At 57.2% G+C, this 21618-nt stretch carries 24 protein-coding genes; 11 read left to right on the top strand and 13 right to left on the bottom strand.

The window, feature by feature from the left end:
- Window positions 1-101: 101 nt before the first annotated feature.
- Window positions 102-1400: a DEAD/DEAH box helicase gene (locus tag JYB85_RS14110; RefSeq protein WP_207320591.1), complete on the bottom strand. Its 1299-nt coding sequence runs from the start codon at window positions 1398-1400 to the stop codon at window positions 102-104.
- 271 nt (window positions 1401-1671) lie between these two features.
- Between JYB85_RS14110 and JYB85_RS14105 the strand changes: the two genes are divergently transcribed.
- The 5 genes from JYB85_RS14105 (at window position 1672) to JYB85_RS14085 (ending at window position 7029) form a co-directional block, all read left to right on the top strand.
- Window positions 1672-2892, top strand: coding sequence for an EAL domain-containing response regulator (locus JYB85_RS14105; protein ID WP_207379795.1), 1221 nt, complete (start codon window positions 1672-1674; stop codon window positions 2890-2892).
- An 86-nt stretch (window positions 2893-2978) separates the two neighbouring features.
- Window positions 2979-3929, top strand: a complete 951-nt coding sequence (locus tag JYB85_RS14100; RefSeq protein WP_207379794.1) for a YbgA family protein — start codon at window positions 2979-2981, stop codon at window positions 3927-3929.
- Complete coding sequence (locus tag JYB85_RS14095; RefSeq protein ID WP_207379793.1) at window positions 3919-4767, top strand: MerR family transcriptional regulator; 849 nt, start codon at window positions 3919-3921, stop codon at window positions 4765-4767. Before JYB85_RS14100 ends, JYB85_RS14095 begins: the two co-directional genes overlap by 11 nt.
- Window positions 4764-6170 (top strand): deoxyribodipyrimidine photo-lyase, encoded by a 1407-nt coding sequence (phrB, locus tag JYB85_RS14090; RefSeq protein WP_207379792.1) that lies wholly within the window; start codon window positions 4764-4766, stop codon window positions 6168-6170. The genes JYB85_RS14095 and phrB overlap by 4 nt, the downstream gene beginning before the upstream one ends.
- A 118-nt stretch (window positions 6171-6288) precedes the next feature.
- Entirely contained in the window at window positions 6289-7029 is a 741-nt protein-coding gene (locus JYB85_RS14085; protein WP_207379791.1) for a DUF4350 domain-containing protein, read from the top strand.
- Window positions 7030-7045: 16 nt separating this feature from the next.
- Here JYB85_RS14085 and JYB85_RS14080 read toward each other — a convergent pair whose 3' ends face one another.
- Window positions 7046-8107 carry a PDC sensor domain-containing protein gene (locus JYB85_RS14080; RefSeq protein WP_207379790.1) on the bottom strand — a complete coding sequence of 354 codons (1062 nt, stop codon included), beginning with the start codon at window positions 8105-8107 and terminating at the stop codon, window positions 7046-7048.
- Window positions 8108-8234: 127 nt separating this feature from the next.
- On the bottom strand, window positions 8235-8717 hold the full coding sequence (locus tag JYB85_RS14075) for a hotdog fold domain-containing protein (protein WP_207379789.1): 483 nt from the start codon (window positions 8715-8717) through the stop codon (window positions 8235-8237).
- A 236-nt stretch (window positions 8718-8953) separates the two neighbouring features.
- On the opposite strand from JYB85_RS14075, the gene JYB85_RS14070 reads away from it, so the two are divergent.
- Together JYB85_RS14070 and JYB85_RS14065 are read left to right on the top strand one after the other, a co-directional pair.
- Complete coding sequence (locus tag JYB85_RS14070; RefSeq protein ID WP_207379788.1) at window positions 8954-9877, top strand: DUF368 domain-containing protein; 924 nt, start codon at window positions 8954-8956, stop codon at window positions 9875-9877.
- 203 nt (window positions 9878-10080) lie between these two features.
- Window positions 10081-10947 (top strand): CPBP family intramembrane glutamic endopeptidase, encoded by an 867-nt coding sequence (locus JYB85_RS14065; protein ID WP_207379787.1) that lies wholly within the window; start codon window positions 10081-10083, stop codon window positions 10945-10947.
- Window positions 10948-11136: 189 nt separating this feature from the next.
- On the opposite strand, the gene JYB85_RS14060 is transcribed toward JYB85_RS14065, so the two are convergent.
- From JYB85_RS14060 to JYB85_RS14030, 7 genes are all read right to left on the bottom strand, one after another.
- Window positions 11137-12270, bottom strand: coding sequence for a membrane dipeptidase (locus JYB85_RS14060; protein WP_207379786.1), 1134 nt, complete (start codon window positions 12268-12270; stop codon window positions 11137-11139).
- A complete protein-coding gene (locus tag JYB85_RS14055; protein ID WP_207379785.1) occupies window positions 12267-12731 on the bottom strand; it encodes a SufE family protein in 465 nt (154 codons plus the stop codon). The genes JYB85_RS14060 and JYB85_RS14055 overlap by 4 nt, the downstream gene beginning before the upstream one ends.
- Before the next feature lie 11 nt (window positions 12732-12742).
- A complete protein-coding gene (locus JYB85_RS14050) occupies window positions 12743-13954 on the bottom strand; it encodes a cysteine desulfurase (protein WP_207379784.1) in 1212 nt (403 codons plus the stop codon).
- A gap of 138 nt (window positions 13955-14092) precedes the next feature.
- A complete protein-coding gene (locus JYB85_RS14045; protein WP_207379783.1) occupies window positions 14093-15133 on the bottom strand; it encodes an NADP(H)-dependent aldo-keto reductase in 1041 nt (346 codons plus the stop codon).
- A 103-nt stretch (window positions 15134-15236) separates the two neighbouring features.
- Window positions 15237-16175 (bottom strand): bifunctional helix-turn-helix transcriptional regulator/GNAT family N-acetyltransferase, encoded by a 939-nt coding sequence (locus JYB85_RS14040; RefSeq protein WP_207379782.1) that lies wholly within the window; start codon window positions 16173-16175, stop codon window positions 15237-15239.
- 54 nt (window positions 16176-16229) lie between these two features.
- Window positions 16230-16784 carry an inosine/xanthosine triphosphatase gene (gene yjjX / locus JYB85_RS14035; protein WP_407695897.1) on the bottom strand — a complete coding sequence of 185 codons (555 nt, stop codon included), beginning with the start codon at window positions 16782-16784 and terminating at the stop codon, window positions 16230-16232.
- Between the two features lie 48 nt (window positions 16785-16832).
- A complete protein-coding gene (locus JYB85_RS14030; RefSeq protein WP_207379780.1) occupies window positions 16833-17288 on the bottom strand; it encodes a GNAT family N-acetyltransferase in 456 nt (151 codons plus the stop codon).
- A gap of 334 nt (window positions 17289-17622) precedes the next feature.
- Here JYB85_RS14030 and JYB85_RS14025 point away from each other — a divergent pair, with 334 nt between their 5' ends.
- Window positions 17623-17778 carry a hypothetical protein gene (locus tag JYB85_RS14025; RefSeq protein ID WP_207379779.1) on the top strand — a complete coding sequence of 52 codons (156 nt, stop codon included), beginning with the start codon at window positions 17623-17625 and terminating at the stop codon, window positions 17776-17778.
- A gap of 84 nt (window positions 17779-17862) precedes the next feature.
- Here the strand turns inward: JYB85_RS14025 and JYB85_RS14020 are convergent, their stop codons facing one another.
- Window positions 17863-18273, bottom strand: a complete 411-nt coding sequence (locus JYB85_RS14020; RefSeq protein ID WP_207379778.1) for an META domain-containing protein — start codon at window positions 18271-18273, stop codon at window positions 17863-17865.
- A gap of 68 nt (window positions 18274-18341) precedes the next feature.
- Here JYB85_RS14020 and JYB85_RS14015 point away from each other — a divergent pair, with 68 nt between their 5' ends.
- The gene (locus JYB85_RS14015; RefSeq protein ID WP_207379777.1) at window positions 18342-18560 is read left to right on the top strand and encodes a hypothetical protein; all 219 of its coding nucleotides are present in this window, start codon (window positions 18342-18344) and stop codon (window positions 18558-18560) included.
- A 5-nt stretch (window positions 18561-18565) separates the two neighbouring features.
- Here the strand turns inward: JYB85_RS14015 and JYB85_RS14010 are convergent, their stop codons facing one another.
- Window positions 18566-19459: a GGDEF domain-containing protein gene (locus JYB85_RS14010; protein WP_207379776.1), complete on the bottom strand. Its 894-nt coding sequence runs from the start codon at window positions 19457-19459 to the stop codon at window positions 18566-18568.
- A 105-nt stretch (window positions 19460-19564) separates the two neighbouring features.
- Window positions 19565-20545: a GGDEF domain-containing protein gene (locus JYB85_RS14005; protein ID WP_207379775.1), complete on the bottom strand. Its 981-nt coding sequence runs from the start codon at window positions 20543-20545 to the stop codon at window positions 19565-19567.
- A gap of 124 nt (window positions 20546-20669) precedes the next feature.
- On the opposite strand from JYB85_RS14005, the gene JYB85_RS14000 reads away from it, so the two are divergent.
- Both JYB85_RS14000 and JYB85_RS13995 read left to right on the top strand, forming a co-directional pair.
- Window positions 20670-21215, top strand: a complete 546-nt coding sequence (locus tag JYB85_RS14000) for a GNAT family N-acetyltransferase (protein WP_228730113.1) — start codon at window positions 20670-20672, stop codon at window positions 21213-21215.
- The gene (locus tag JYB85_RS13995; protein WP_207379774.1) at window positions 21212-21547 is read left to right on the top strand and encodes a hypothetical protein; all 336 of its coding nucleotides are present in this window, start codon (window positions 21212-21214) and stop codon (window positions 21545-21547) included. Before JYB85_RS14000 ends, JYB85_RS13995 begins: the two co-directional genes overlap by 4 nt.
- The last annotated feature ends 71 nt before the right edge of the window (window positions 21548-21618 follow it).

Here is a 21618-nt window from a genome sequence, read left to right as displayed (position 1 = left end):
GACCGGCCATGCTCTTTTCCGCGACGATTTGGGCGGCGGCGTTGTCATCGCGCTCTTTCTTCGTGGCGATGGCTTTGGTCGCTGTTGCAGTTTAACACCCGTTACTTGATTTTCTTGGTGTTGCCCTGGGAGCCGACTTTAACCTTGACCCTGCGACCGGCCATGCTCTTTTCAGCGACGATTTGGGCCGCGGCGTTGTCATCGCGCTCTTTTTTCTTGGCAAAGCTGCGGCGTTTTTGCAGCTGCTTTAGCAGCAGATCCCGGTTGCTGACCTCGTAGCCGGGCACCATGATGCGTTTGAGCTTCTGGCCAATCAGCTTTTCTATGTCCGACAGGGTGCGCTCTTCTTCGCGGCTGACAAAGGAAATGGCCACACCGCTCTTGCCGGCACGCCCGGTGCGACCTATGCGATGCACATAGTCTTCCGGCAGGAAGGGCAGGTCATAGTTGACCACGTATTCCAGATCCGGAATATCCAGGCCGCGGGCCGCCACTTCGGTGGACACCAGCACTCGGATCTTGCCTTCAATAAATTCCCGCAGCGCGCGGCGACGGCTGCCCTGGGCCTTTTCGCTGTGTACCACGGCGGCCGTGATGCCATCGAGATTCAGCTCGGCGGTCAGTTGGTCGGCATCTTCACGGGTGGCGGAAAACACCAGCACCCGCTGCCAGTTCTTGCGGCCGATAAGCTCGGACAAGAGTTCGCGCTTGCGGCGCTGCTCCACCGGATACACCACCTGGCTGACGGTCACGGCCGTGGTGTTCTGGCGATCGGCACTGATCACCTTCGGCTTGTTCATTATCTCATCGGCCAGGCGGCGCACCGGACCCGAGAAGGTGGCAGAGAACATCAGGTTCTGACGCTGTTTGTTTACCGCTTGCAGTATCTTGTTGATGTCATTAAGGAAGCCCATGTCCAGCATGCGGTCGGCCTCATCAAACACCAGCACTTCAATGTCGGACAGGGTCAGGTTGCCGGCCAGCAGGTGCTCCAGCAAACGCCCCGGCGTCGCCACTATGATGTCGGTGCCGCGGCGCAGTTTTTGCGCCTGGATATCGGCCTTGCCGCCACCAAACAGGGTCAGTACGGTCAGGTTCATGTACTTGCCATAGGCATTGAGGTTGACCGCTATTTGCTCCGCCAGTTCGCGGGTGGGGGTCATGATAAGAGCCCGGCTCTTGGTGGGTTCCAACGGCTTGGGATTGTCCAGCAGCCGCTGCAGTATCGGCAATGCAAAGGCTGCGGTTTTACCCGTACCTGTCTGGGCGCTGGCGAGCACGTCCTGACCGCGCCGCACGGGAGGTATGGCCTGGCGCTGGATAGGGGTCATGGTCTGGTAACCACAGTCTGCGATGGCGCGCAAAATCTCGGGGGCAAAACTGAAGGATTCAAATCTCATGATATTTCCTGGCATTGGCTTAACACTCTCGTCGCCGGCAGACGACAGCGGTCGTTTGCCTTAAAGCGGGCGCGGAGTATAGCAGATTTTTCCGCCAGTTCCCGAAAAAATACCGCCGACATGCATTAAAGCATGATTGGGCTTTTTGCTTGCTCTGGTTTGACTTGATCCTTTGCTGAACTAGGCTTAATTACCAAGCCTATACAGCATGAATTCAGGGATGTACCGGTACCACAGCACTGTGTGACCTGAATGGCAAAGGAGATGCAATATGACGCTGAACGTGCTTATCATCGATGACTCCCTGAGTACCTGCCAACTCCTCAGCCGTTATTTTTCCGAACTGGACGTTGACCAGGTGGAATATTGCCGTGATGGTCTGGCGGCGTTGCGGCTGCTGACCAAATACCGGGACCATTATCATATTCTGGTGGTGGATCTGCACATGCCGGGCATGGATGGCATAGAGCTGCTGTCGCGCCTGAGCCGCATCGGTTTTCGCGGTGGTGTCATCATAGCTTCCGGCATGGAGAGTCGCATCATAGAAGCCGCCTCCCAGGTGGTGATTAATTCCCGCCTGCGCCTGCTGGGGGCGCTGACCAAACCCGTGTGCCAGACACAATTGCAGATCTGTATCGAACGCCTGATGATGATGGCGCCGGATCTGGGCAGGCCTACATCCAGGTTGTCGGCAGAGCAAATTCGTCAGGCCATCCAGGATGACAAGGTGGTGCCCTATTATCAGGCCCAGGTGGATTCCAAGGGACGTATAGAAGGTTTTGAGGTGCTGTGCCGGTTGCAGGACGGTGACCATTTGCAACTGGTGGGGCCGGATGCTTTTATCGATATGGCCGAGCAGCATGGCTTGCTCAATGCCATCAGCGAAAAGTTGATCAACTGCGCTATGCGCGAATGGCTGGAGATTGGACGGCATCCCGAATGCCAGCACAGCCGTCTGTCCATCAATCTTACACCCAAGCAATTGGCCAGCAACGGTTGGCCGGCCAAGCTGCTGGAATACTGTGATACCTATGAGCTGGATATCAGCCGTTTGACGGTTGAGATCACCGAAAACCAGGCGCTGGATCAGCACAGCCAACACGCCAGTATCAGCCGTCTCAGGCTGCACAGCGTAGGGGTCGCCATAGATGATTTCGGTACCGGCTATACCAACCTGACCCAACTGTGCCGCTTGCCCATCAGTGAACTCAAGCTGGATATGAGCCTGGTGCGCGGCATTCACATGGATGCCCTGGCCCAGACCATTCTCAAGTCCTTGGTGGAGATTGGTGCGCGTCTTGGCGTAGCTGTGGTGGCCGAAGGAGTGGAAGATCCCCGCGACTATACCTATCTGGAGCAATACCCCAACATCATTATTCAGGGTTTTCTTATCTGTCGTCCCAAACCTTGCCAGGAGATTATGCGCTGGCTCGATGCACATCAGAAGGTCGTGCATCTGCATGCGCAGCCACAGCCGGGCATGCTGCACTGAGTGACATTTCTATTGGTTGTACAAAAATACTACTCATGTATAGGTTTGTGTGTCATACTCACAATACCTATACAAGGAGTATCGCTATGTATAAGTTTAATCCGCAGCGTATTCAGGTTGGTATCAGTGCCTGTTTATTGGGTCAGCAGGTGCGTTTTGATGGTGGCCATAAAAGATCAAGCTATTGCGACAACGAACTGGGTAAGCAGTTTGATTTTGTCGAAATATGTCCGGAGATGGCCATTGGTTTAGGGGCGCCGCGTCAAAGCCTGCGTCTGGTGCGTGATCGAGGTGAGATACGGATCCGCAATGCAAACATGGATGTGACCGACAAGCTCCGGGATTTCAGTGAACGTCAGGTCGAAAGACTGGATTTCATCAGTGGCTATATCCTGTGCGGCAAGTCACCCTCCTGTGGCATGGAGCGGGTCAAGGTCTATAAGGCCGACACCAATCAAGGCGCCAAAGAAGGCACAGGCATTTTCGCTGCGGCCTTAAAGGCCCGTTGGCCACAGCTGCCGATAGAAGAAGAGGGACGCTTGCATGACCCTCTGCTCAGGGAAAATTTCATTACCCGGGTGTTCGCCTTTCATGAATGGCAGTGTTTGCAGGCAGAGGGGATGACCCGCGCCGCACTGATGGCGTTCCATGCCCGTTACAAATACCTCCTGCTGGCCCACAACCCGGCTATTTATCGCCAATTGGGTCCCATGTTGGCCCACTCGGATCTGCCATTGCCGGCCTTGGCCGAGGCCTATCTGCAGGGCTTTATGGCTGCCCTGGCACAACCCGCCAGCCGCCGCAATCACAGCTGTACCCTTGAGCACATCCAGGGCTATTTCAAGCACAGGCTTGACGGTGAGGAAAAGCAGGAATTGTGTGAAGCCATCAGTGCTTATCGCCTGGGGATGCAGCCTTTGCTTGTGCCTTTAACCCTGATCAAGCACCATTTACGGCAACATCCTGATGACTACATAGCGTCCCAGGTCTATCTCAATCCCCATCCCCAGGAGCTTAAACTGCGTTATGGACTCTGAATTGGATCAACCCCTTTACAGTATCGGCGAGGTGGCCACTCTGTGCGGCGTCAACCCCGTCACCCTGAGAGCCTGGCAAAGGCGTTATGGTCTGGTGGTGCCCCTGCGCACTCCCAAGGGCCACAGACTCTATACCCAGGACCATCTTGACCGGGTACGGGAAATACTGGCCTGGCTCGATAAAGGGGTCGCCATCAGCAAAATCAAGCCCTTGCTGTCGGATAGCAGTGCGCGGCCCGAATTTGGCGATGAATGGCAGCAACTCAGCAGCAGCCTGGAGCAGGCGGTCATTCGGCTCGACAGCGACGGATTGCAACGTCTGCTGGACGATGCACAGCGCTTGTATCCCTTTGGTGTCCTGAGGCGTCAACTGTTACAGCCCTGGCTGAGGCGGCTTGAGTTACTCCTGGCCGAGCGTCAGGATGGTGGTTTGCTGGGGGATTGGCTGGAGCAGGAGTTGCTCAGGCACTGTACTCTGATGCAGCAGCATTTGCCCCCCAAGTCCCCCCGTTTGCTGTTGCTGGCAACAGGACCACAGCCGCGCTGGCTGGTAACCCTGTGGCGGCTGACTCTGAATCAGTCGGGCTTTCGGGTGTTATTTTTTGCCTTGCCCGATGCCGACACAGCGCAGCTGGCATTGTTACAGGACAGAATAGCCTGCGGACATATGCTGTTATTGCCCGGTCCGTACCGTCAGAAAGCTGAGCTTGCTTCAGTGCTGAGCCTTTGCCAACAGATGGGCATGACTTGTGTCAGTCCGGAGGCTATCGAAGAGGTGACGCAACTGGATGAGGCCGAGGTGGAGCAATGGTTCGGGCGCCTGAGAGCCGAATCATGAATTTGCTTATCTGGTTCCGGCAGGACCTGCGCGTTAGCGATCACCAAGCCCTGTGGGCCGCCTGTGAGGAAGCCAGGGACACTGGGGCCAGGCTGTACGCCCTCTATATCGCGACACCAAAGCAGTGGCAGGCCCATGATGTGGGACCCATGCAGCTGGATTTTATCGAACGCAATCTCAACTGCCTGGCCGCGTCGCTGGCAGCATTGGGCATTGAGTTGGAATTGATGACGGTGGCGGACTTTGCCGCCGTACCCGCCGCCCTTGGGCAATACCTGGCGCAGCGCAATATCAGCAAGGTGTTCGCCAGCGAAGAAGTGGAACTTAACGAGCGCCGCCGTGATGCCGGGCTGTTGGCGTCGGGCATTGACCTGCGCCTCTTTGGGGGCCACTGCCTGTTGCCGCCGGGCACAGTCACCACGGACGCGGGGGCCATGTACCGGGTATTTACGCCCTTCGCCCGCCGCTGGTGTGCCTTGGCCAGCCGCCAGGCCATACGCCCTTTGCCGGCGCCACAGCCCTTGGGGCCGGCAAAGGTGCCCTCGCATTTGCGCCTTGACGTGGAAAAGCGGGCTTCCGATTATTGGCCAAGCGGTGAAGTGGCCGCCAGAGAGAGATTGCTCGCATTCAGCGGCGGTCCGCTTGGAGCTTACGGCCAACAGCGTGACTTTCCGGCCATGGCGGGAACCAGCAGCCTGTCCCCTTATCTGGCCCTTGGGGTGCTCAGTCCCCGCCAGTGCATGGCCGCGGTACTGGATGCGTATCCCGCCGCACTGGTGGAGGAGGGCAGTCCCGGCCGCAACTGGTTGATGGAACTGGTGTGGCGCGAATTCTATCGACATCTGCTGCAGGCCTACCCCGGTCTGAGTCGAGGCGAGAATTTCAACGCCCTGGGTGACGGCATACGTTGGCGTAACGATGCAACAGAATTTGCTGCCTGGTGCGAAGGGCGCACGGGTTATCCCATAGTCGATGCCGCCATGCGCCAACTCAATACCATTGGCTGGATGCACAACCGCCTGCGGATGCTTGCTGCCAGCTTTCTTACCAAGCATCTGCTGATCGACTGGCGTTGGGGCGAAGCTTACTTCCGGCGCCAACTGGTGGATGGCGATCTGGCCGCCAACAACGGTGGCTGGCAGTGGTCCGCCGGTACCGGCTGCGATGCCCAGCCCTATTTCAGGGTCTTCAATCCCCAGCTGCAAAGTGAAAGGTTCGACCCCGAAGCTCGCTTTATTCGCCATTGGCTGCCGGAGCTGGCCGGCTGGCCCCTTAAGGCGCTGCACAGACCGGCAAAACGTGCCCCAGACTTATTTGCCGAGACTTACCCCGCGCCCATCATAGAACACAGCTATGCCCGGGAACGTGCCCTCAGTGTCCTTGCCGTGCTCAAGCGTGGCTGACCCGGATCACACTTTGGCGCTTATCTGCTGCCGGGAGGCAGAATTACTTGGCTCCCGGGTGTGACAGCCATCTATGATTGAGCACTTTCCAAGTGTTTTTCCGTGAGTGGGGATCAATATGAACAAAGGCTGGATTGCCGCCGCACTGCTGGGGCTGCTGGCGCCCTGTGCCCATGCCGTCAAGGTGGTGTTTGACGAAGGCCATGGGCAGCAGTTTACCCTGGCCCAGCGCTTGCCGCTGGGGCTGTCGGGCCTGGGGGAACAATTCGGTGCCCAGGAGCTGATTAGCCACAAAGGTGTGCTGGATAAGGCGGCGCTGGCGGATGTCAGGGTGCTGGTGATCTCCGGCGCCTTCGACCCCTATAGCGAGGCGGAGCTGGCTGCCATTAAAGCCTTTGTGGAGCAAGGTGGCCGTTTGGCTGTCATGCTGCACGTGGGGCCGTTGAACGGTGAATTGCTGAACCGCTTCGGCGTCGCCGTGACCAATGCCGCCATTCGTGAGCAGCAGCATTTGCTCGGTGAAAATTCCCAGGATTTTGCCGCGGCCCGCATTGACAGGGAGCATCCCTTGTTTGCCGGTGTGAATAAGGTGGGCTTTTATGGCGTCTGGGCCATCAAGGCCCAGGCCGAGGGACTCATGGATCTGGCCTTCACTTCCGACAGCGCCTGGATTGATTTGAATCGCAATCAGCTGGCCGACGCTGATGAACCCCGGGATGCCTGGCCCCTGGTGGTTGCCGGCAAGGTGGGCGCCGGCAAGCTGGCGGTATTTGGCGATGATGCCATGTTTCAGAATGCGTTTTTGAAGGGAGACAATCTGCGTCTGGCGCAGAATCTGGCAGCCTGGCTGCTGCAATAAGGTCTGTTTGCGCCCGTCAGGCTTTCTGCCATTTACTGTGACAGAAAGCCAGGGCCAGGCCGCTCCAGGCAAGCAACAATACCAATCCCAACCGGAACAGCTGGGTTCTGCTCTCCTGCTTTATGTTATCCAGCTGTGTTTTGGGTACCAGGGTGACGGTTTTCCAGATGTTTTGATCAAATATCATCGGCGTTTGCCCCGCTGGCGCATGTAAATTGGCTGCGAAATCACTGTAGATAAGAAACTGGCTTTCCCAGGTCCACAGACCCGAAGTCAGTGATACTTGCCCCTTGTTGGTGTTGCGGATCCGACTCCAGATATCCGGCTGGCTCTGGGCCAGGGTCAGATCGCTGCGGTTGCGCATAAAGCCCCACTCCTTGTCGGGATCCGGTGCCACAATCCAAAAGCCGTCGGTATTGAGCAACATCACCTCACCGGGAACTTCGCGGGTGGCATCGCGGAAATATTGCAGCAGCAGGGCGGCGCGGTAATTGAGGATCAACATGCCCTTGAGTTGATCCCCTGCAAAAATCGGCGTCGACAGCCGCACCATGGGTTCAAAAGGGGTGCTGACCTTGCCACGCTCCATATTAAGATCTATGGGTGACACGTAGATGTGGCCGGGGGCTAACCTCAGGGTTTCCTGCACATAGTAGCGATCGGCTTTGTTCTGCAGTTGTGGCTGAGGTGTGATGCTTATCCCCGTATCCGTCAGGTTTACCCTTACCCGTTCCATACCGGATGCATCCAGCAATCTGAGCTGACTGTAGATGGGTTTATGGGCAACAAATTCAGCCAGTTGCTTTGCCAGTTGTTCCCGGGCCGCCTCAGCGTCGTCATTCAAGGCGTCGTGGATGGGAGCCAGGGCTGCCAGGTAAGCCACATCCCGGAACAGGGCTTCAAAGTCTTCCTTCAGCGCTTCATTGCCAAGGCGGATCCCCAGGCTTTGTTGCTGACGAAGATGGCGAAAATCCTTGTCGAAGCGATCTTCGGCCAGCAGATGCAGCCAATAACCAATCAGCAGGCTGAAGGGAAGCAGGAGGGCAAGAAACACCAATACAATCCGTTTACTGGTCATGGTCATCCCTGAGAAGTTTATTGCTGCGGCCTTAGATGCCTTTGAGCTTAGACCAAGGCCGGTAAACCGGCAAAAAATCCCATCAATTCATTGCCCTGTGAATTGCAGTTCCAAGTAGTTAGCCGATTCAGCTCTTGGTTGGCTTTTGTGAAATCCACAGTTTGATATGGCCCTTGACCACCACAATGCCCTGATTGTCGTAGGCCGTGACCGGCACCAGCAGATCGCCTTCCCGCCAATCTTCGGGTTTAACTTCGGCCACGCAGCGGATATCGCTGCCGGCCTTGGCCGTGTAGTCCAGACTCATGCCCTTGGGGATCCAACGCAGGTGTTTGGGAATCGACGCTTCGGCCATCACGCCCATGGCCATTTCCAGGCCGTTACAGATGGCGATGACATGGACTGTTTTGATGTGATTGTGCACCCCATGGCGTTTCTTTATCAGGCACTCGCAATGGTTGGGCCTGAGCTCGGTAATAAGGGGCCTTATGGTGCTGAAGTAGGGGGCCATGCGGGCCACCATGATGGAAAAAATCTTCTTGCCCATGGGCCAGGATTGCAGGCGTTGGTAGAGCGCCAGTACTTTATTGGGACGGGTGTCTGTGGTCATGGTGATTGTCCTTTCCTTGGCCACTGGGGCGGGCTGTTGTTCTGAATCAGTGTGTTGAACTATTTTTCTGAACTAATGATGCTGAATCATCGTTCTGGTCGGATGAGTCTAGCATCTTGGCGGCCAAAGTCACCAGTGTCTTGGCCTCGGCTCAAAGCCACCCACAAACTTCATTTTCAGTTGCGCGCCGGGGCACGTATAATCGGCCCCACTTTCAGCTGTGAAAAGGATGTTTTGTGAAGCATTTTCTGACTTATCTCAAGGGCATGGCCATGGGGGCCGCCGACGTGGTACCCGGGGTATCCGGCGGTACCATAGCCTTTATCACCGGCATTCTCGACACCCTGCTCGACAGTGTTCGCCGCATTAACCCCTCTCTGGTGGGCATATTGCGCCGCGAGGGAGCAAGGGCCGCTTTTGTCCATATCAACGGCGCCTTTCTGCTGACCCTGTTGGCGGGGATCCTCACCAGCATCTTCAGTTTCGCCAAGCTGATCTCCTATTTGCTGAACCACCACCCCATTCCCGTGTGGTCGTTCTTTTTTGGCCTGATCCTGGTATCCGTGTGGCACATGCTGCGCCAGGTCAAGGGATTCTCTGCCATGCGTTTGGCGCTGTTTGGCCTCGGCGTGCTGGTGGCCTGGGGCATTACAGTGTTGAACCCGGTGGAGGTGGAACCCAGTTATCTGAATATCTTGCTGGGCGGTGCCGTGGCCATCTGCGCCATGGTGCTACCCGGGATCTCCGGCAGTTTTATCCTCTTGCTGCTGGGCCTGTATCCGGCGGTACTGGGGGCGGCCAAGAACCTGCAATTTGATATTCTCGGCTGTTTCGCCGTTGGTGCCGTGGCCGGGATACTCAGCTTCAGTCATCTGCTGTCGGCTTTGCTGCGCCGTTTCCACGATGCGACCGTGTTTTTCCTTACCGGCCTGATGCTGGGAACCCTGGGCAAGATCTGGCCCTGGAAACAAACGCTCACCTGGCGCACTAATTCCCATGGTGAACAGGTGCCGTTGCAGCAGCAAAACCTGTCCCCCTGGGGCTATGAGCAACTGACCGGCGAAGCCTCACAGCTGGTGTTCGCCATCTTCTGCGCCCTGACGGGTATAGCCCTGGTGTTGCTGATAGAAAAACTGGGTGCAGGACAGGAGGCAAGCTGATTTCCTTGTCATTTCAGACAAAAAACGCCCGCTATCGCGGGCGTTTTTTTAGCTGTTGTGCCTCGCCCGCTGCGCTTGATATCGCGGCTCAGGGGGCAATGGCTGCTGAACACGGATTTTTACAATTACCATTCCCGTTCCCCCTCGTCAGTATAAATGGCTTAAGTTATTGTGATTTGGACATATATCTATCGGAGCTATGCATGATGCAGGGACGGAAAATTAGACAGGTATTTCTTAAGTTGCTGGTGGCCGCAGTGATCATGGTCGGTGTGGTCGGCTTGTTCCGCTGGGGCCTGCTGCCCCTGACCCAGTGGGCCTTGGCGTTGGATGAGGCAACTATTTCCACTGTGCGCCGCGTCGGGATCCTGTTGTCAGTGGTTTTGGCCTACTGGGTCTATGTTCGCTTCTATGAAAAACGTGCCATGCCGGAGATGAGCCCTGCGCCCCTGGCCATCACCGCTGGCGCCCTGTCTGGGGCTGCCATGATAGCCCTGGCTTCAATACCTCTGTTTGCCTTCGGTGTTTATGAAATCAGTGCCGTCCGTGGCCTGAACGCCGGGCTGCTGGGCGTTGCCGGGGTGATATTGGTGGCGGCCACCATGGAGGAATTGGTTTTTCGTGGCCTGATATTCCAGGCCTTGGAGCGGGCCTGGGGCACTGTGCCGGCACTCTGGTTGCAGTCGCTGCTGTTTTCCGTGCTGCACATTGCCAACCTGGACAGCAACATGGGCACACCTGAGCTGGTGATGACTGTCATTTCCGGTACCTTGATTGGCGCCTTCTGGACAGTGCTGTTTGTCAAAACCCGCAACCTGTGGGTGGTGGCCGCCAACCACGCCGCCTGGAATTTTGCCGTGGTGCTGACAGGTTTGCCGCTGTCGGGACTGGACGACTGGCGCGCGCTGGCGCCGTTGGAGAGCCAATATCACGGCCCCAACTGGCTCAGCGGTGGCCTGGTGGGACCGGAAGACTCCATAGTGACTGTGCTTATGGTCGCCGCCGCGCTCGCATTGCTACTGCTGTGGGCACGCCGGGACAAGCGATTTCTGGCGGCGCAGGTGGCTTAAAGTGTATTAAAAGTATTGAGCCGAGGTTCCTGTGATAGGGCACAATTGTTGGGGCGCAAAAGGGGCTGTGAGCTGATAGACTCCCTGGTGACCGAAACAGAGGCGGCGCTGGCGGGTTTCGCATAACAGGCAAAACACAGAAACACCAAGGCCCGCTAGTGCGGGCCTTGTTTTAAAACCTTCAACTTGTCAGCGCAGCACAGATTTAAGCACCCGCTGCCAGTTGCCGCCGACTATCTTGTCGGCCTCGGCAGCCTTGAAACCGGCGCCCTTGAGTGCGTCATAGATGCGTGACATGCGTTCTATGTGGTTGAGCTCGGGGATCACCACATGCACCGGCTCATGATCGAAGCCTAGGACTTTTTTGGCCCTCAGGCTGTGCCACCAGTCGAGGTATTCCTTGACGCCTTCGGCATTGTCATTATTGAGTTTGAGCAGGTTTTCGTGGCCCCGCAGCGGATAGTCGTTGGCTATGGCCACGGCATCCAGGCCACCCACCTTGGCCACATGTTTGAGCTGGGCCAGATAATGGTCCGTGGTCGGTACGGGATCATGGGTGAGCCAAAAACTCATCATGAACACCCCGAATACGCCGCCGCTGTCGGCAATAGCGCGGATCACGCTGTCCGGTGAGCAGCGCGCGTGCGGCACTATGGCCCGCACGGCGCCGTGGCTCTGTACCACGCTCTGGCGCGATGCCTTGATGGCGTCCAGGGCGGTTTGTTCGCTGGAGTGACTGACATCCAGCAATATCTTTTTATCATTGAGTTTCGCTATCAGGGCATAGCCCTTGGGCGTCAGTGGCAGGTTGAGACCGCCATTGGCATCTGAGTCCAGGGCGCCGCCGGCAAAGCTGTTGCCGTAGTGGTGGGTCAGTTGCAGTACCCGCAGGCCCTGGGCGTAGAATTCATCCACCTGGCCAAGGTGGTCCTCGACGCAATCGGCTCCCTGGATTTGGAAAAAGATGGCGCAGCGACCCGAGTCCATGGCCCTGTCTATGTCGCTGCCGCTGAGTCCCTGCAACAGGGTTTGCGGATGATCGGCCACGCGATTGGCCGCGATGCTTATGGACTCCTTACAGGCCTTGTAGGTGCGCTTGTAGTTGACCGTGCCATCGGCTTGTTTGACTTCTTCAATGGTGGAGATATCGCACAAATAGGCACTCAGACCGGATGCCTGAATATCGGCGAGATCTTCCGGCAAAAAGCTCATTCCGTCGATAAAAAGCGGTCGCTTGCTCTGGGTGGCCGCGAGCAGCCCTGTGGGCAGGGTTGACAGCAAAGTGCCGGCACCCAATGCCTGTAAAAGTTGACGACGTTTCATGGGGTTTCTTCCTTGTTTGCCTGCGTTTTTATTTGCGTTACCAGGGCATAGAGGCCATTGGTGCGTGACGGGCTGAGCTGGCCGCCCAGTCCCAGGCTGTCAAAGTATTGAATGGCATCGAATTGGGCTATCTCGCTGCCGCTGTGGCCATTGAGGGCCGCCAGCAACAGGGCTATCAGGCCCTTGACTATGCGGGCATCGCTGTCGGCGAGGAAATAGTGTTTCCCTTCCTGATGGTAATGCCAAAGCCAGGCGGCACTCTCGCAGCCCCTGACCCTGGCGTCTTCAGTTTGCCAGATCTGTTCGAAGGCGGGCAGCAACTTGCCGGCCTGCATCAGCTGGCGGTATTTCTCCTGCCAGTTGGGGGCGGCGGCGACGGAGGTGGCCAGGGTGTGCAGCGCATCGCGGCTGTGCTCATAACCGGTTATGAAGTGTTCGGCCCGTGGGGCGACATTTGTCATTACAACCTCTTTCATTGCAGCATGTCGGCACAGGCCTTCATGGCCTGGATAAACTGATCTACGTCGGCCTTGTTGGAGTAGATCCCAAGGGAGGCCCGGCAGCAACCACGCACTCTCAGCAGGCCCATCAGCGGCATGGCACAGTGATGGCCACAGCGCACCGCCACTCCCTGTTGATCGAGCAATATGCCTATGTCCTGGTGATGTTCATCGCCAAAGTTAAAGGCCACGGCGCCGATGTTATCCGGATGGGCAGCATACAAACGGACGCCGGGGATGGCGCCAAGCTCCCGCTGCAAATAGCGCAGCAGTTGCGTTTCATGGCGTGCCATGGCCGCGCGATCCAATCCCTGCAGAAATTCGATGGCCGCGCCCAGACCTATGACCTCGGCAATGGGCGGGGTACCCGCTTCCAGGCGATTGGGCAGCTCGCCAAACTCGGTCTGTTCGAAACTGACGGTTTTGATCATTTCGCCGCCGGTCAGCAGCGGTTCCAGGCTGTCGAGCAAATCATGGCGACCCCAGAGCACACCGACCCCCGTGGGTCCGTACATCTTGTGGCCGGAAAAGACGTAAAAATCACAGCCCAGTTCGGCCATATTCACCGGCATATGGGCCACGGCCTGGGCCCCGTCCACCAGGGTCAGGGCGCCGTGGGCCCGGGCCTCGGCGCACAGGGCCCGAATGTCATTGACAGTGCCGAGCGCATTGGACACCTGGCTCAGGGCCACCAGTTTGGGCTGTTGCGCCAGCAGGGCACGAAAGGCCATCCGGTCGAGACGCAGTTCGGCATCCAGCCCTATGGGCAGCACCTTGGCCCCCGTTGCCTTGGCCAGCTGTTGCCAGGGCACCAGGTTGGCGTGGTGGGCGGCGCTGTCGACCAGGATCAGATCCCCGGCGTTAAATTGTCCGCGCAGGCCATGGGCCACCAGATTGATGGCCTCGGTGGTGCCGTGGGTAAAGATAATCTCTTCCCGGCTGGCGGCGCCGAGAAAGTTAACCAGGGCGTCACGCACGCCTTCGTAGGCGGCGGTGGCCTTTGATGACAGGGCGTGGGCCGCCCGGTGCACATTGGCGTTGTGGGTTCGGTAGAAGCTTTCCATGGCCTCCAGCACCTGTAGCGGCTTTTGACTGGTGGCGGCCGTGTCCAGGTAGCACAGGGGGTAGTCGCCCAGCTGCTGTTGCAGTGCGGGAAATAGGGCGCGCAGAGACTCGTGATCCATGGTGTGTTCTATTGGTTTGGGTTTATGGACCGATCTTCAAAGATTTGCCCTGTGAATGCAAGTGCCCGGCCAGGCCGGGCACTGTTCAAAAACCACTGGATGTATTCCGGTGTTTGCTTATAAGCGTGGTTCGCCGCTTTATGGGCAAGGCAGGCGATAGATTTGCCCTAGGGCGTCGATGGCCGCCAGCACTTCGTCGCTCAGGGTCATCAGGTGGCTGTCGATGTTTTCCTCCAGCTGCTCCAGCGTGGTGGCGCCTATGATGTTGCTGCCAACGAAGCGGCGTGAACTGACAAAGGCCAGCGCCATCTGCGCCGGGCTCAGGCCATGTTCCTCGGCCAGGGCCACATAGGCATCCGTGGCCTTGAGTGCCATCTCGCTGCTGTTGTAGCGGGCAAAACGCTTGAACAGGGTCAGGCGGGCGCCCTCGGGCCAGCGGCCGCCACGGTACTTGCCGCTGAGCATGCCGAAGGCCAGCGGTGAATAGGCCAGCAGTGGCAGCTCCTCGCGGTGGCTGATTTCGCTCATGCCCACTTCAAAGCTGCGGTTGAGCAGGTTATAGGGATTTTGCACCGAGACGATTCGCGGTAGGCCGTGTTTGTCGGCCAGATGCAGGTATTTCATCAGGCCCCAGGGAGTCTCGTTGGATACCCCTATGTAGCGCACCTTGCCGGCGCGGATCACTTCGGCCAGGGCCTCCAGGGTTTCTATTATGGGGGTCTGCTGCTCGTGATCATCGGCATTGAACATCAGCTCGCCGAAAAAGTTGGTGTGCCGATCCGGCCAGTGCAGTTGGTACAGATCTATGGTCTCGACCCCCAGACGCTCCAGCGAGGCATCCACGGCCGCATGGATGTTGTTCCAATCCAGGGCCATATTGGGGCGAATATAGTCGCTCTTGCCACCGGGGGCGGCAATCTTGGTGGCTATGATAAGTTCATCTCTGTTGCCGCGGGCCTTGAGGTAATTGCCTATGATGCGCTCGGTTTCACCTTGGGTTTCAGGCCTTGGGGGCACGGGGTACATTTCGGCGGCGTCGATAAAGTTGATGCCGCGGCCTATGGCGTAATCCATCTGGGCAAAGGCTTCAGCCTGGGTGTTTTGCTCACCCCAGGTCATGGTGCCCAGGCACAGGGTGCTGACCTCTAAACTGGAGTGGGGGATGCGTCTGTATTCCATGGGGACTCCGTTGCCATTGCATCTTTGCTTTCGAAGCTATCAAGTTTTGCTGATAAAGCAAGGCACGCCGGGGGGCTCCGGCGTGCAAGCGCGTAAAAAAACGTCAGGATTTGAGTTGTTTAAGCATGGGCATCTCGCAGGCATCGTGACCCGTGTTGCCAAGGGGGCCCGGCAGATGCTCAAAACCTATGGATTCGTACAGCTTAACCGCCTCGGACAGCACCGCCGTGGTCTCCAGATAGCAGGCCCGGTATCCGGCTTCAACGGCAAAGGCCAGGGCATGATTGGCTAAGCGCCGCGCCAGCCCCTTGCCGCGAATTTGTGGCATAAAGTACATCTTCTGCAGCTCGCACACGCCGGGCTCATTGGCCAGCGGCGCTATGCCACCGCCGCCCAGCACCTCGCCATCCAGGCTTATCACCCAATAGCAGGCGCCTTCGCCACCGTAAACCTGACTTAAAAAGTCCAGGGTCGGATCCGCCACGCCATAGCCCTTGTCGGCGGTCAGGCCGTATTCGGCCGACACGGCGCGGATCACCGCGGCGATGGCGGCATCGTCACCGGCCTGCAGGGGACGGATTTCAAAGCCCTCCTGGGCCTTGGCCTGCAAAATAGCGCGATGGAACCTGTCCAGTGATTGGGCTATCTGCTGCGACTCTTCCCGGCTCAGTTGGGCCAGCACCTGGTGATACAGGGTATCCTGTTGTTGGTCGAGTTTCTCCAACATGGTGCGGCCTCTGGGGGTCAGCTGAACCTGCAGACTGCGGCTGTCCCTGTGATTAACCCGGGTCTGCACCAGGCGCTTTTCCGTCAGCTTGCTGACGGCACGGCTGGCATTGGACTTGTCAATGTTTAGCAGCTGCGCCAGTTGCTTGATGGATAACTCCTGCTGCCCCAGCTCAATCAGGGCATGGGCCTGCACCGGTGATAAAGGCAGGGCACCGCAGGCGGAACTCAGTATGCCCAGCTGGCGCACCACCAGACGGGACAGACCGCGGATCCGGCGGGCCAGGGAAGGAGAGGTAAAGGCTGAATTATCCATGGCGTCTCCAATAATAGTTGCGAAATACAACTAAATTAGCCGCCATGGTTCAGTTTAGCAAGTGCTCAATTCATACAACTCGGGGTGCAGCATGGGCGCCAGCGCCAGGATCAGTGCCTGGGTGTAGCTGCTGCCGCGGGTGGCGGCATTGGCCGTCAGCAGGCCTATGGCACCGCCCGCGTGCTTGACGTTGACGGTATTGAACAGGGCATCCATCACATGCCCCAGCTCTTGCCCTTGTTGCAAAGCTTGGTAAACCCGCGGCGGCAGCGGCAGCTGGGCGCTGCGACCGACACTGAGCCTGCCTTGATGCACTATGGCCACATAGGCGAAGGTGGCAGGACCGTCCTCGAAGCAGTCCACACCACCTTCCATGGCCAGGAAGTAATCGGCACCGCCCTGGTTTTCGCAGAAGCGGGCGCGGTTGATGGCACCAAGACGGGTGTCTTCCCGGGTCATGGGTTGATCGGCCACCCCGGAAGGCGAGGAGATACCCCGGCACAGGATCTCGCAGTTTTTGAACACGGCGCCAAAGGCTTCCCGCGCGGCGGCTATCTTGACCGGGTTGGTGGAACCCACCAGCAGGGATATTGAGGTTTTCATGGTCATTCCGTTTTTGAGTGCGCTGTTCATTCAGTGGATAAACCGTGCCAAAGGCTATTTGCTTTGGGGCTTTTCTTCGTACATCAGGTAGTAGCTTTTGCCCATGCCGAGCGCTTCATAGGTGTGCTGGGCCTTGGTATTTTCCTGCTCCACATAGAGACGGAAGCTGGCGGCGCCGCCATTGGCTTCGGCCAGATCCTTCACCGCCTGGTACAGCTGGCGATAGACGCCCTGACGACGATTTTGCGGACGGATGTACACGCTTTGGATCCAGTAATAGTCCTTGGCACGCCAGTCGCTCCACTCGAAGGTGACCATCAGGGAGCCGAGGATCTCACCTTCGGCCTCAGCCACCAGATAGAAGCCTTTGGCGGGAGTATTGAGCAAGGTGGCCACACCCTGCTCCAGGATGGCGCTGTCCAGTTGCAGGTCTTCGGTTTCATGGGCCATGGCCTGATTGAATGCCACCAGGGCCGCCAGATCTTTCGCTTCGCCTTTACGTATCAGCATGGATTTTTCCTCTTTTAGTTTTTGTGCTGCAGCTCTTGCACTTTAGCGCTTGTGCCGTGGGCGCTTACTCTACCACCCCGTTTGCGAAGTGCCAGTGCCAAAATGTAATCAGATTATCGGACTACGACTTTAGTCGAGTGTGGCTACAATAAAATGAGGTCAGGCAGAACAAGTGGGGACGATCGTGGGCAGATCCAAAACCAGAGTGAGGCGACCACGCCCGGGGGATTACAGTACACAATCCGGACTTGGGCGGGGGCGCAAGACACGCGGATACGTATGTCACCCGCTGCATTTTCTACTGACCTTGCTGACGCTAGGCGCCTGGGCTCCCGTGTGGTGGTACCTGATTGTCAGGGCCGAGGGACGCAGCTGGTTGAGTGGCTTTGACGACGATTATTGGAGTTATCTGTTGGAGCGGGAAATGCCACCGGCAGCATTGCATCCACTGCAAATAGACGATGAGCCAAGGGGCTGGTTTGATGCTTAGTCTGGTGCCAGCCAATACGGATTGTATAACCGCTGGCGCTGTGCTGCCTGCTTTCTGCTGCAGCGCGGCGCCGTGTTTGACAGTCTAACGGCGGCTTAACACCAGTTGCTTGTGGCCGCGCTCGTCGAGCAAGATGAGCTTGCCCTGGGTAAAGCGCAACCGGTTTATCCGGGTCAGTACCTGCATAATCCTTTGCTCCTGCTGCATCAGGGCGTCGACACAGGCTTTTTTACTGCTGCCGGCAGGGCTCAGGCGCAGCACCGAATCCTCGTGGACATAGTCGCCGAAGATGTTGTTGCAACTGTTATTGCCACTGAACTTGTTGTCGGCGGCAAAAGTTAACTGGGCCGGGCTGTAGTCGATAAGCGGCTTGCCGGCGGCCTCTTCAATCTGCCAGGTACCGATAAGCTCCAAAGGAGGTGCTGCCTCAGGGGTGGACTGGCAGCCGACGAGCAGCATTAACAGGCTTGCACCGAGAGAAATCTGTTTTAACATGATGAACTTCCAACTGTAATGCCCCGGATGAATGGATTGCGGGGGCAGGGGATTATGTGGTCTGAGACATGAAAAGTGTATTAAAAGTTCTGAAAACTCTGCATTGGCTTGGACTGGGAATGTTGCTGGTGGCAGTGGGGCTGTATTTTTTTACCCCCAGTCAGCAGGGGCTGGCGGGCATAATGCTGATCTCTGTGCTGGCCGGATTGGGGTTGGTACTGATGTCACCTTACCCTGTGGTGCTGTTTATTGAATGGGCCCGCAGCCAACCGCGGGCCCTCGACTGAAACCGCTATTGGGGATATAGCCGCTGCTTTTCCAACTGCAGTTTGGCATTGGCCTCGGCAATCATGGGATCCAGCTCGATATTGGCATCGGGGCTGAAAAAACTGTAGCCGGTGACGACCCGCAATGAAGGTTCTGTCTTGAGGAGTTGCTTCTTCATTCGGCTTTCAAGGCTTTGCAAATTGGCCTCGTTGTCGACAAAGGCCAGGATAACCACCTGCTGGTTTTCGAGTCTGGCGGCCAGGTCGGCTTCGCGCATATTTTCATGGACCACCCGCGCCAGTTTACGCAGCTGGGTCTGCTGCTCATCCATGCTCAGTGAACTTTGGCAGTTTTCCAGCAGCACTATGCCGGCATGGGAGCCGAGGCGGCGACTGAGATTCAATTGTCTTGGTGCCATCAGGCTAAAGCCATAGGGATTGAGCATGCAGGTGTGCTCATCCTGAAATGACAGCATCTCCAATTGTTGCATCAGGTACATGTGCTTGAGTTCAGCCTGGATCAGTGCCCGTACCGGTTCTGCCAATTTCAGACAGGTGTCGAGAATGGCCGGTTGCTGCTTGCAGGCTATGAGTATCTGACCAAAAGACTGGGTGTCGGGCCAGTGCAGGTCGAGGGCGATTAAGCCATCCTGCCAGGCTGGGTGCTCGCCGGGTTCTCCCTGTTTCATCGCCGTCAGCAATTCATCCCAAGGCAGGGTTTCGCCCGCAGTCCAACGTTCCTGCTGTTGCTTCACTGTGACTATGTGCGCCTGCTCATCCAGATGCTGCACTATCAGGCAAGTGTCAGCCTTAAACAATTGGCAAAGCAATTCAGTGTGTTGCTGCCAACGGCTCAGGCTGATGGCGGGGTGTGATTGGCTGGTGAGCCAGGTGTCTCTCAGGTGTAAAGTTGCCGACATGGAAGTCCTGCTTATCGTTATTCTTGTTCGGCCCAAGCATAACGGATTGCGAATGTAAAACAAATGTCATTCTTTTGTTGAATCAAAGGGCAACACACAAAAAGCTCAATCACCGGCTTCTTCATCGTCACTGGTATTGGCCAATTCGGCCTGGCGACGCCGGTGTGACTGCAAGTCCTCCCGGGCCATGGCCAGCATGGGGGCCAGCTTGGCGGTGGAGTCCGGGGTGAAGTAACGGAATGAGTAGTCCAAACCCACATTGTCACTTTGTTGCTTCAATTGGCGATCGACTCTATTGACTATGTGCATCAAATCCCGCTCGGCATCGACAAAGGCCAGCACCACAAACTCCGACGGGCTGAAATGGGCGGCAATGTCGGCGGTGCGTATGGTACTTTGCACTATGTTGCCCAGCAGACGGTTGTTCTTTTCGATCTCTTCATGGGGGGCGCCATCATTGCCCAGCAGTTCGAAAAACAGGATCCCGGCATGGGCCCCGAAGCGGCGTCCCAGATTGAGCTGCCGTGGTGCCATCATGATAAAACCGTAATGATTGAGCATGCCGGTGTCGCGATCGCGCATCGACAGGGATTCAATGCGGTGACTCTGACACAGCAGTGCCAGATCCTGTTGCAGCAGGATTTGGAACGGCTCCAGCATCAAGCCATTAAGGCCGGCATTTTCCATCGGATGATGATTGAGTATGCACATGCAGCCGAACAGGGTGCCGTCGGGCCACAGCAGGGGACGACTCAGCAGGCCCAGGCAACCGTCGAATTCCTTGGGCAGTTCTTCCTTGCTGTAGCGGCTGAGGTTGAGTGACAGACCGTCGGGCGGTGAACTAATCAAGGCATCAAACAGGCTGAATTCCTTGCCAAATACCTGGCCCGAGGTGAATTTGGGGACCCGGGCGATGGCGCTGACCAACACCTCGTAGCCCAGTTTGGTTTTTTGCATGACAAATACATAGTCGGCCTGGTAATAGCGCTTAACCAGCTCACACTGGTGCATCCAGCGCACCAGGTTAACCTGAGGGGCATCGCTCTCAAGCAGGCTGACATCCGGGTTGACTGTATCGGGCAACATAAAAGCTTCCGGTTTGGGGCTGCGGTCTGTGGTAAAGTGTGGGTGCAGTAAGGCGAATTCGCAACTCTACCGCCCTAATGCAGTGATAAATCAGCCTTTGCTTCTTTGACTATTCGGAGTCCTTGTGCCGCAGATCCGCACCGCTACCGCCGCCGACATCAGCCAAATCGCCCAGCTGGAACAGCTGCACCTTGCCGATGAACTGACGTCGAATCGGGGAAATCTCCAGGGGGAGGGCTTTGATATCCGGGCCCTGACCGAACTTGCCACCAAGCAGCAACTGCTGGTGGCTATCGAAGGTGAGGAGATCCTGGGCTATGTGATGGCGGCGGACTGGCGCTTTTACGGAAACAGGCACATCTATGGTGCCATTGGCAAACAATTGCAACGTTTGGGCGGTTTTGAACGCAGCTGCCAATATGGACCCATCTGGGTCAGTCCGGCGGCTCGTGGTACTGGAGTATTCCAACTTCTGGTGGATGCCCTCTGGCCCAGGTTGGCCGAGCGCTTCAGCCATGCCGTGACCTTTATCGCCGAGGACAATGAGCGTTCCTTTGCGGCGCATACGGCCAAGGCCGGGATGCAGGTGCTGGATCTGTTTGGCTTTGAAGGGCGGGATTTTTACCTGCTGGCGCGAAGCCTGAATTCAAGTAATGAGAGCAGGTCATGAGCGCTGAATTATTGCCCCTGGCGCTGCAACCTTGGACCGGGCTGAGATTGAGCCCCTTTGACAACCTGAGGTTCTGTTTCTCGACCCTGTACCATCAGGGCATAGAGTGCCGGGCTTTTGAGGCCAAGGCCTCTGATGGCAAGCGTCATTACTTGCTTGAGGGGGACGACTGGTTGCTTGATTGTGGCGTGGTGACCCGCGCCAGCGCCGAACTGGTGCCACTGGTGTCAGATGAGGGCTGGAGTGAACTTGAATCCCTGGACTTGGTGCCGGTGGCGGAAAGCCAGTTGGTCTTTTTAACCATTCAGCATGCCCATTTTGATCATCTGTGAGCCTCAGCAAATATCGGATTTAGCAGCCAATAAAAAACCGCCCTGAGGCGGTTTTTTTGTGCTTGGCGGAC

It is taken from the genome of Shewanella sedimentimangrovi, assembly GCF_017354965.1.
Classification (GTDB): Bacteria; Pseudomonadota; Gammaproteobacteria; order Enterobacterales; family Shewanellaceae; genus Shewanella; species Shewanella cyperi.
Note: the sequence above shows the minus strand (reverse complement) of the source record. Positions and strands in the feature narration are given on the sequence as shown.

Excerpts from the sequence above, each read along its gene's own strand:
- JYB85_RS14105 (WP_207379795.1), top strand. The coding sequence starts at position 1,672 with ATGACGCTGAACGTGCTTATCATCGATGACTCCCTGAGTACCTGCCAA.
- JYB85_RS14030 (WP_207379780.1), bottom strand. The coding sequence starts at position 17,288 with ATGCTGATACGTAAAGGCGAAGCGAAAGATCTGGCGGCCCTGGTGGCA.
- JYB85_RS14050 (WP_207379784.1), bottom strand. The coding sequence starts at position 13,954 with ATGGATCACGAGTCTCTGCGCGCCCTATTTCCCGCACTGCAACAGCAG.
- JYB85_RS14080 (WP_207379790.1), bottom strand. The coding sequence starts at position 8,107 with ATGACCAGTAAACGGATTGTATTGGTGTTTCTTGCCCTCCTGCTTCCC.
- JYB85_RS14020 (WP_207379778.1), bottom strand. The coding sequence starts at position 18,273 with ATGTTAAAACAGATTTCTCTCGGTGCAAGCCTGTTAATGCTGCTCGTC.
- JYB85_RS14095 (WP_207379793.1), top strand. The coding sequence starts at position 3,919 with ATGGACTCTGAATTGGATCAACCCCTTTACAGTATCGGCGAGGTGGCC.
- JYB85_RS14010 (WP_207379776.1), bottom strand. The coding sequence starts at position 19,459 with ATGTCGGCAACTTTACACCTGAGAGACACCTGGCTCACCAGCCAATCA.
- yjjX (WP_407695897.1), bottom strand. The coding sequence starts at position 16,784 with ATGACCATGAAAACCTCAATATCCCTGCTGGTGGGTTCCACCAACCCG.
- JYB85_RS14055 (WP_207379785.1), bottom strand. The coding sequence starts at position 12,731 with ATGACAAATGTCGCCCCACGGGCCGAACACTTCATAACCGGTTATGAG.
- JYB85_RS14085 (WP_207379791.1), top strand. The coding sequence starts at position 6,289 with ATGAACAAAGGCTGGATTGCCGCCGCACTGCTGGGGCTGCTGGCGCCC.
- JYB85_RS14015 (WP_207379777.1), top strand. The coding sequence starts at position 18,342 with ATGAAAAGTGTATTAAAAGTTCTGAAAACTCTGCATTGGCTTGGACTG.
- phrB (WP_207379792.1), top strand. The coding sequence starts at position 4,764 with ATGAATTTGCTTATCTGGTTCCGGCAGGACCTGCGCGTTAGCGATCAC.
- JYB85_RS14110 (WP_207320591.1), bottom strand. The coding sequence starts at position 1,400 with ATGAGATTTGAATCCTTCAGTTTTGCCCCCGAGATTTTGCGCGCCATC.
- JYB85_RS13995 (WP_207379774.1), top strand. The coding sequence starts at position 21,212 with ATGAGCGCTGAATTATTGCCCCTGGCGCTGCAACCTTGGACCGGGCTG.
- JYB85_RS14075 (WP_207379789.1), bottom strand. The coding sequence starts at position 8,717 with ATGACCACAGACACCCGTCCCAATAAAGTACTGGCGCTCTACCAACGC.
- JYB85_RS14005 (WP_207379775.1), bottom strand. The coding sequence starts at position 20,545 with ATGTTGCCCGATACAGTCAACCCGGATGTCAGCCTGCTTGAGAGCGAT.
- JYB85_RS14040 (WP_207379782.1), bottom strand. The coding sequence starts at position 16,175 with ATGGATAATTCAGCCTTTACCTCTCCTTCCCTGGCCCGCCGGATCCGC.
- JYB85_RS14100 (WP_207379794.1), top strand. The coding sequence starts at position 2,979 with ATGTATAAGTTTAATCCGCAGCGTATTCAGGTTGGTATCAGTGCCTGT.
- JYB85_RS14045 (WP_207379783.1), bottom strand. The coding sequence starts at position 15,133 with ATGGAATACAGACGCATCCCCCACTCCAGTTTAGAGGTCAGCACCCTG.
- JYB85_RS14060 (WP_207379786.1), bottom strand. The coding sequence starts at position 12,270 with ATGAAACGTCGTCAACTTTTACAGGCATTGGGTGCCGGCACTTTGCTG.
- JYB85_RS14065 (WP_207379787.1), top strand. The coding sequence starts at position 10,081 with ATGATGCAGGGACGGAAAATTAGACAGGTATTTCTTAAGTTGCTGGTG.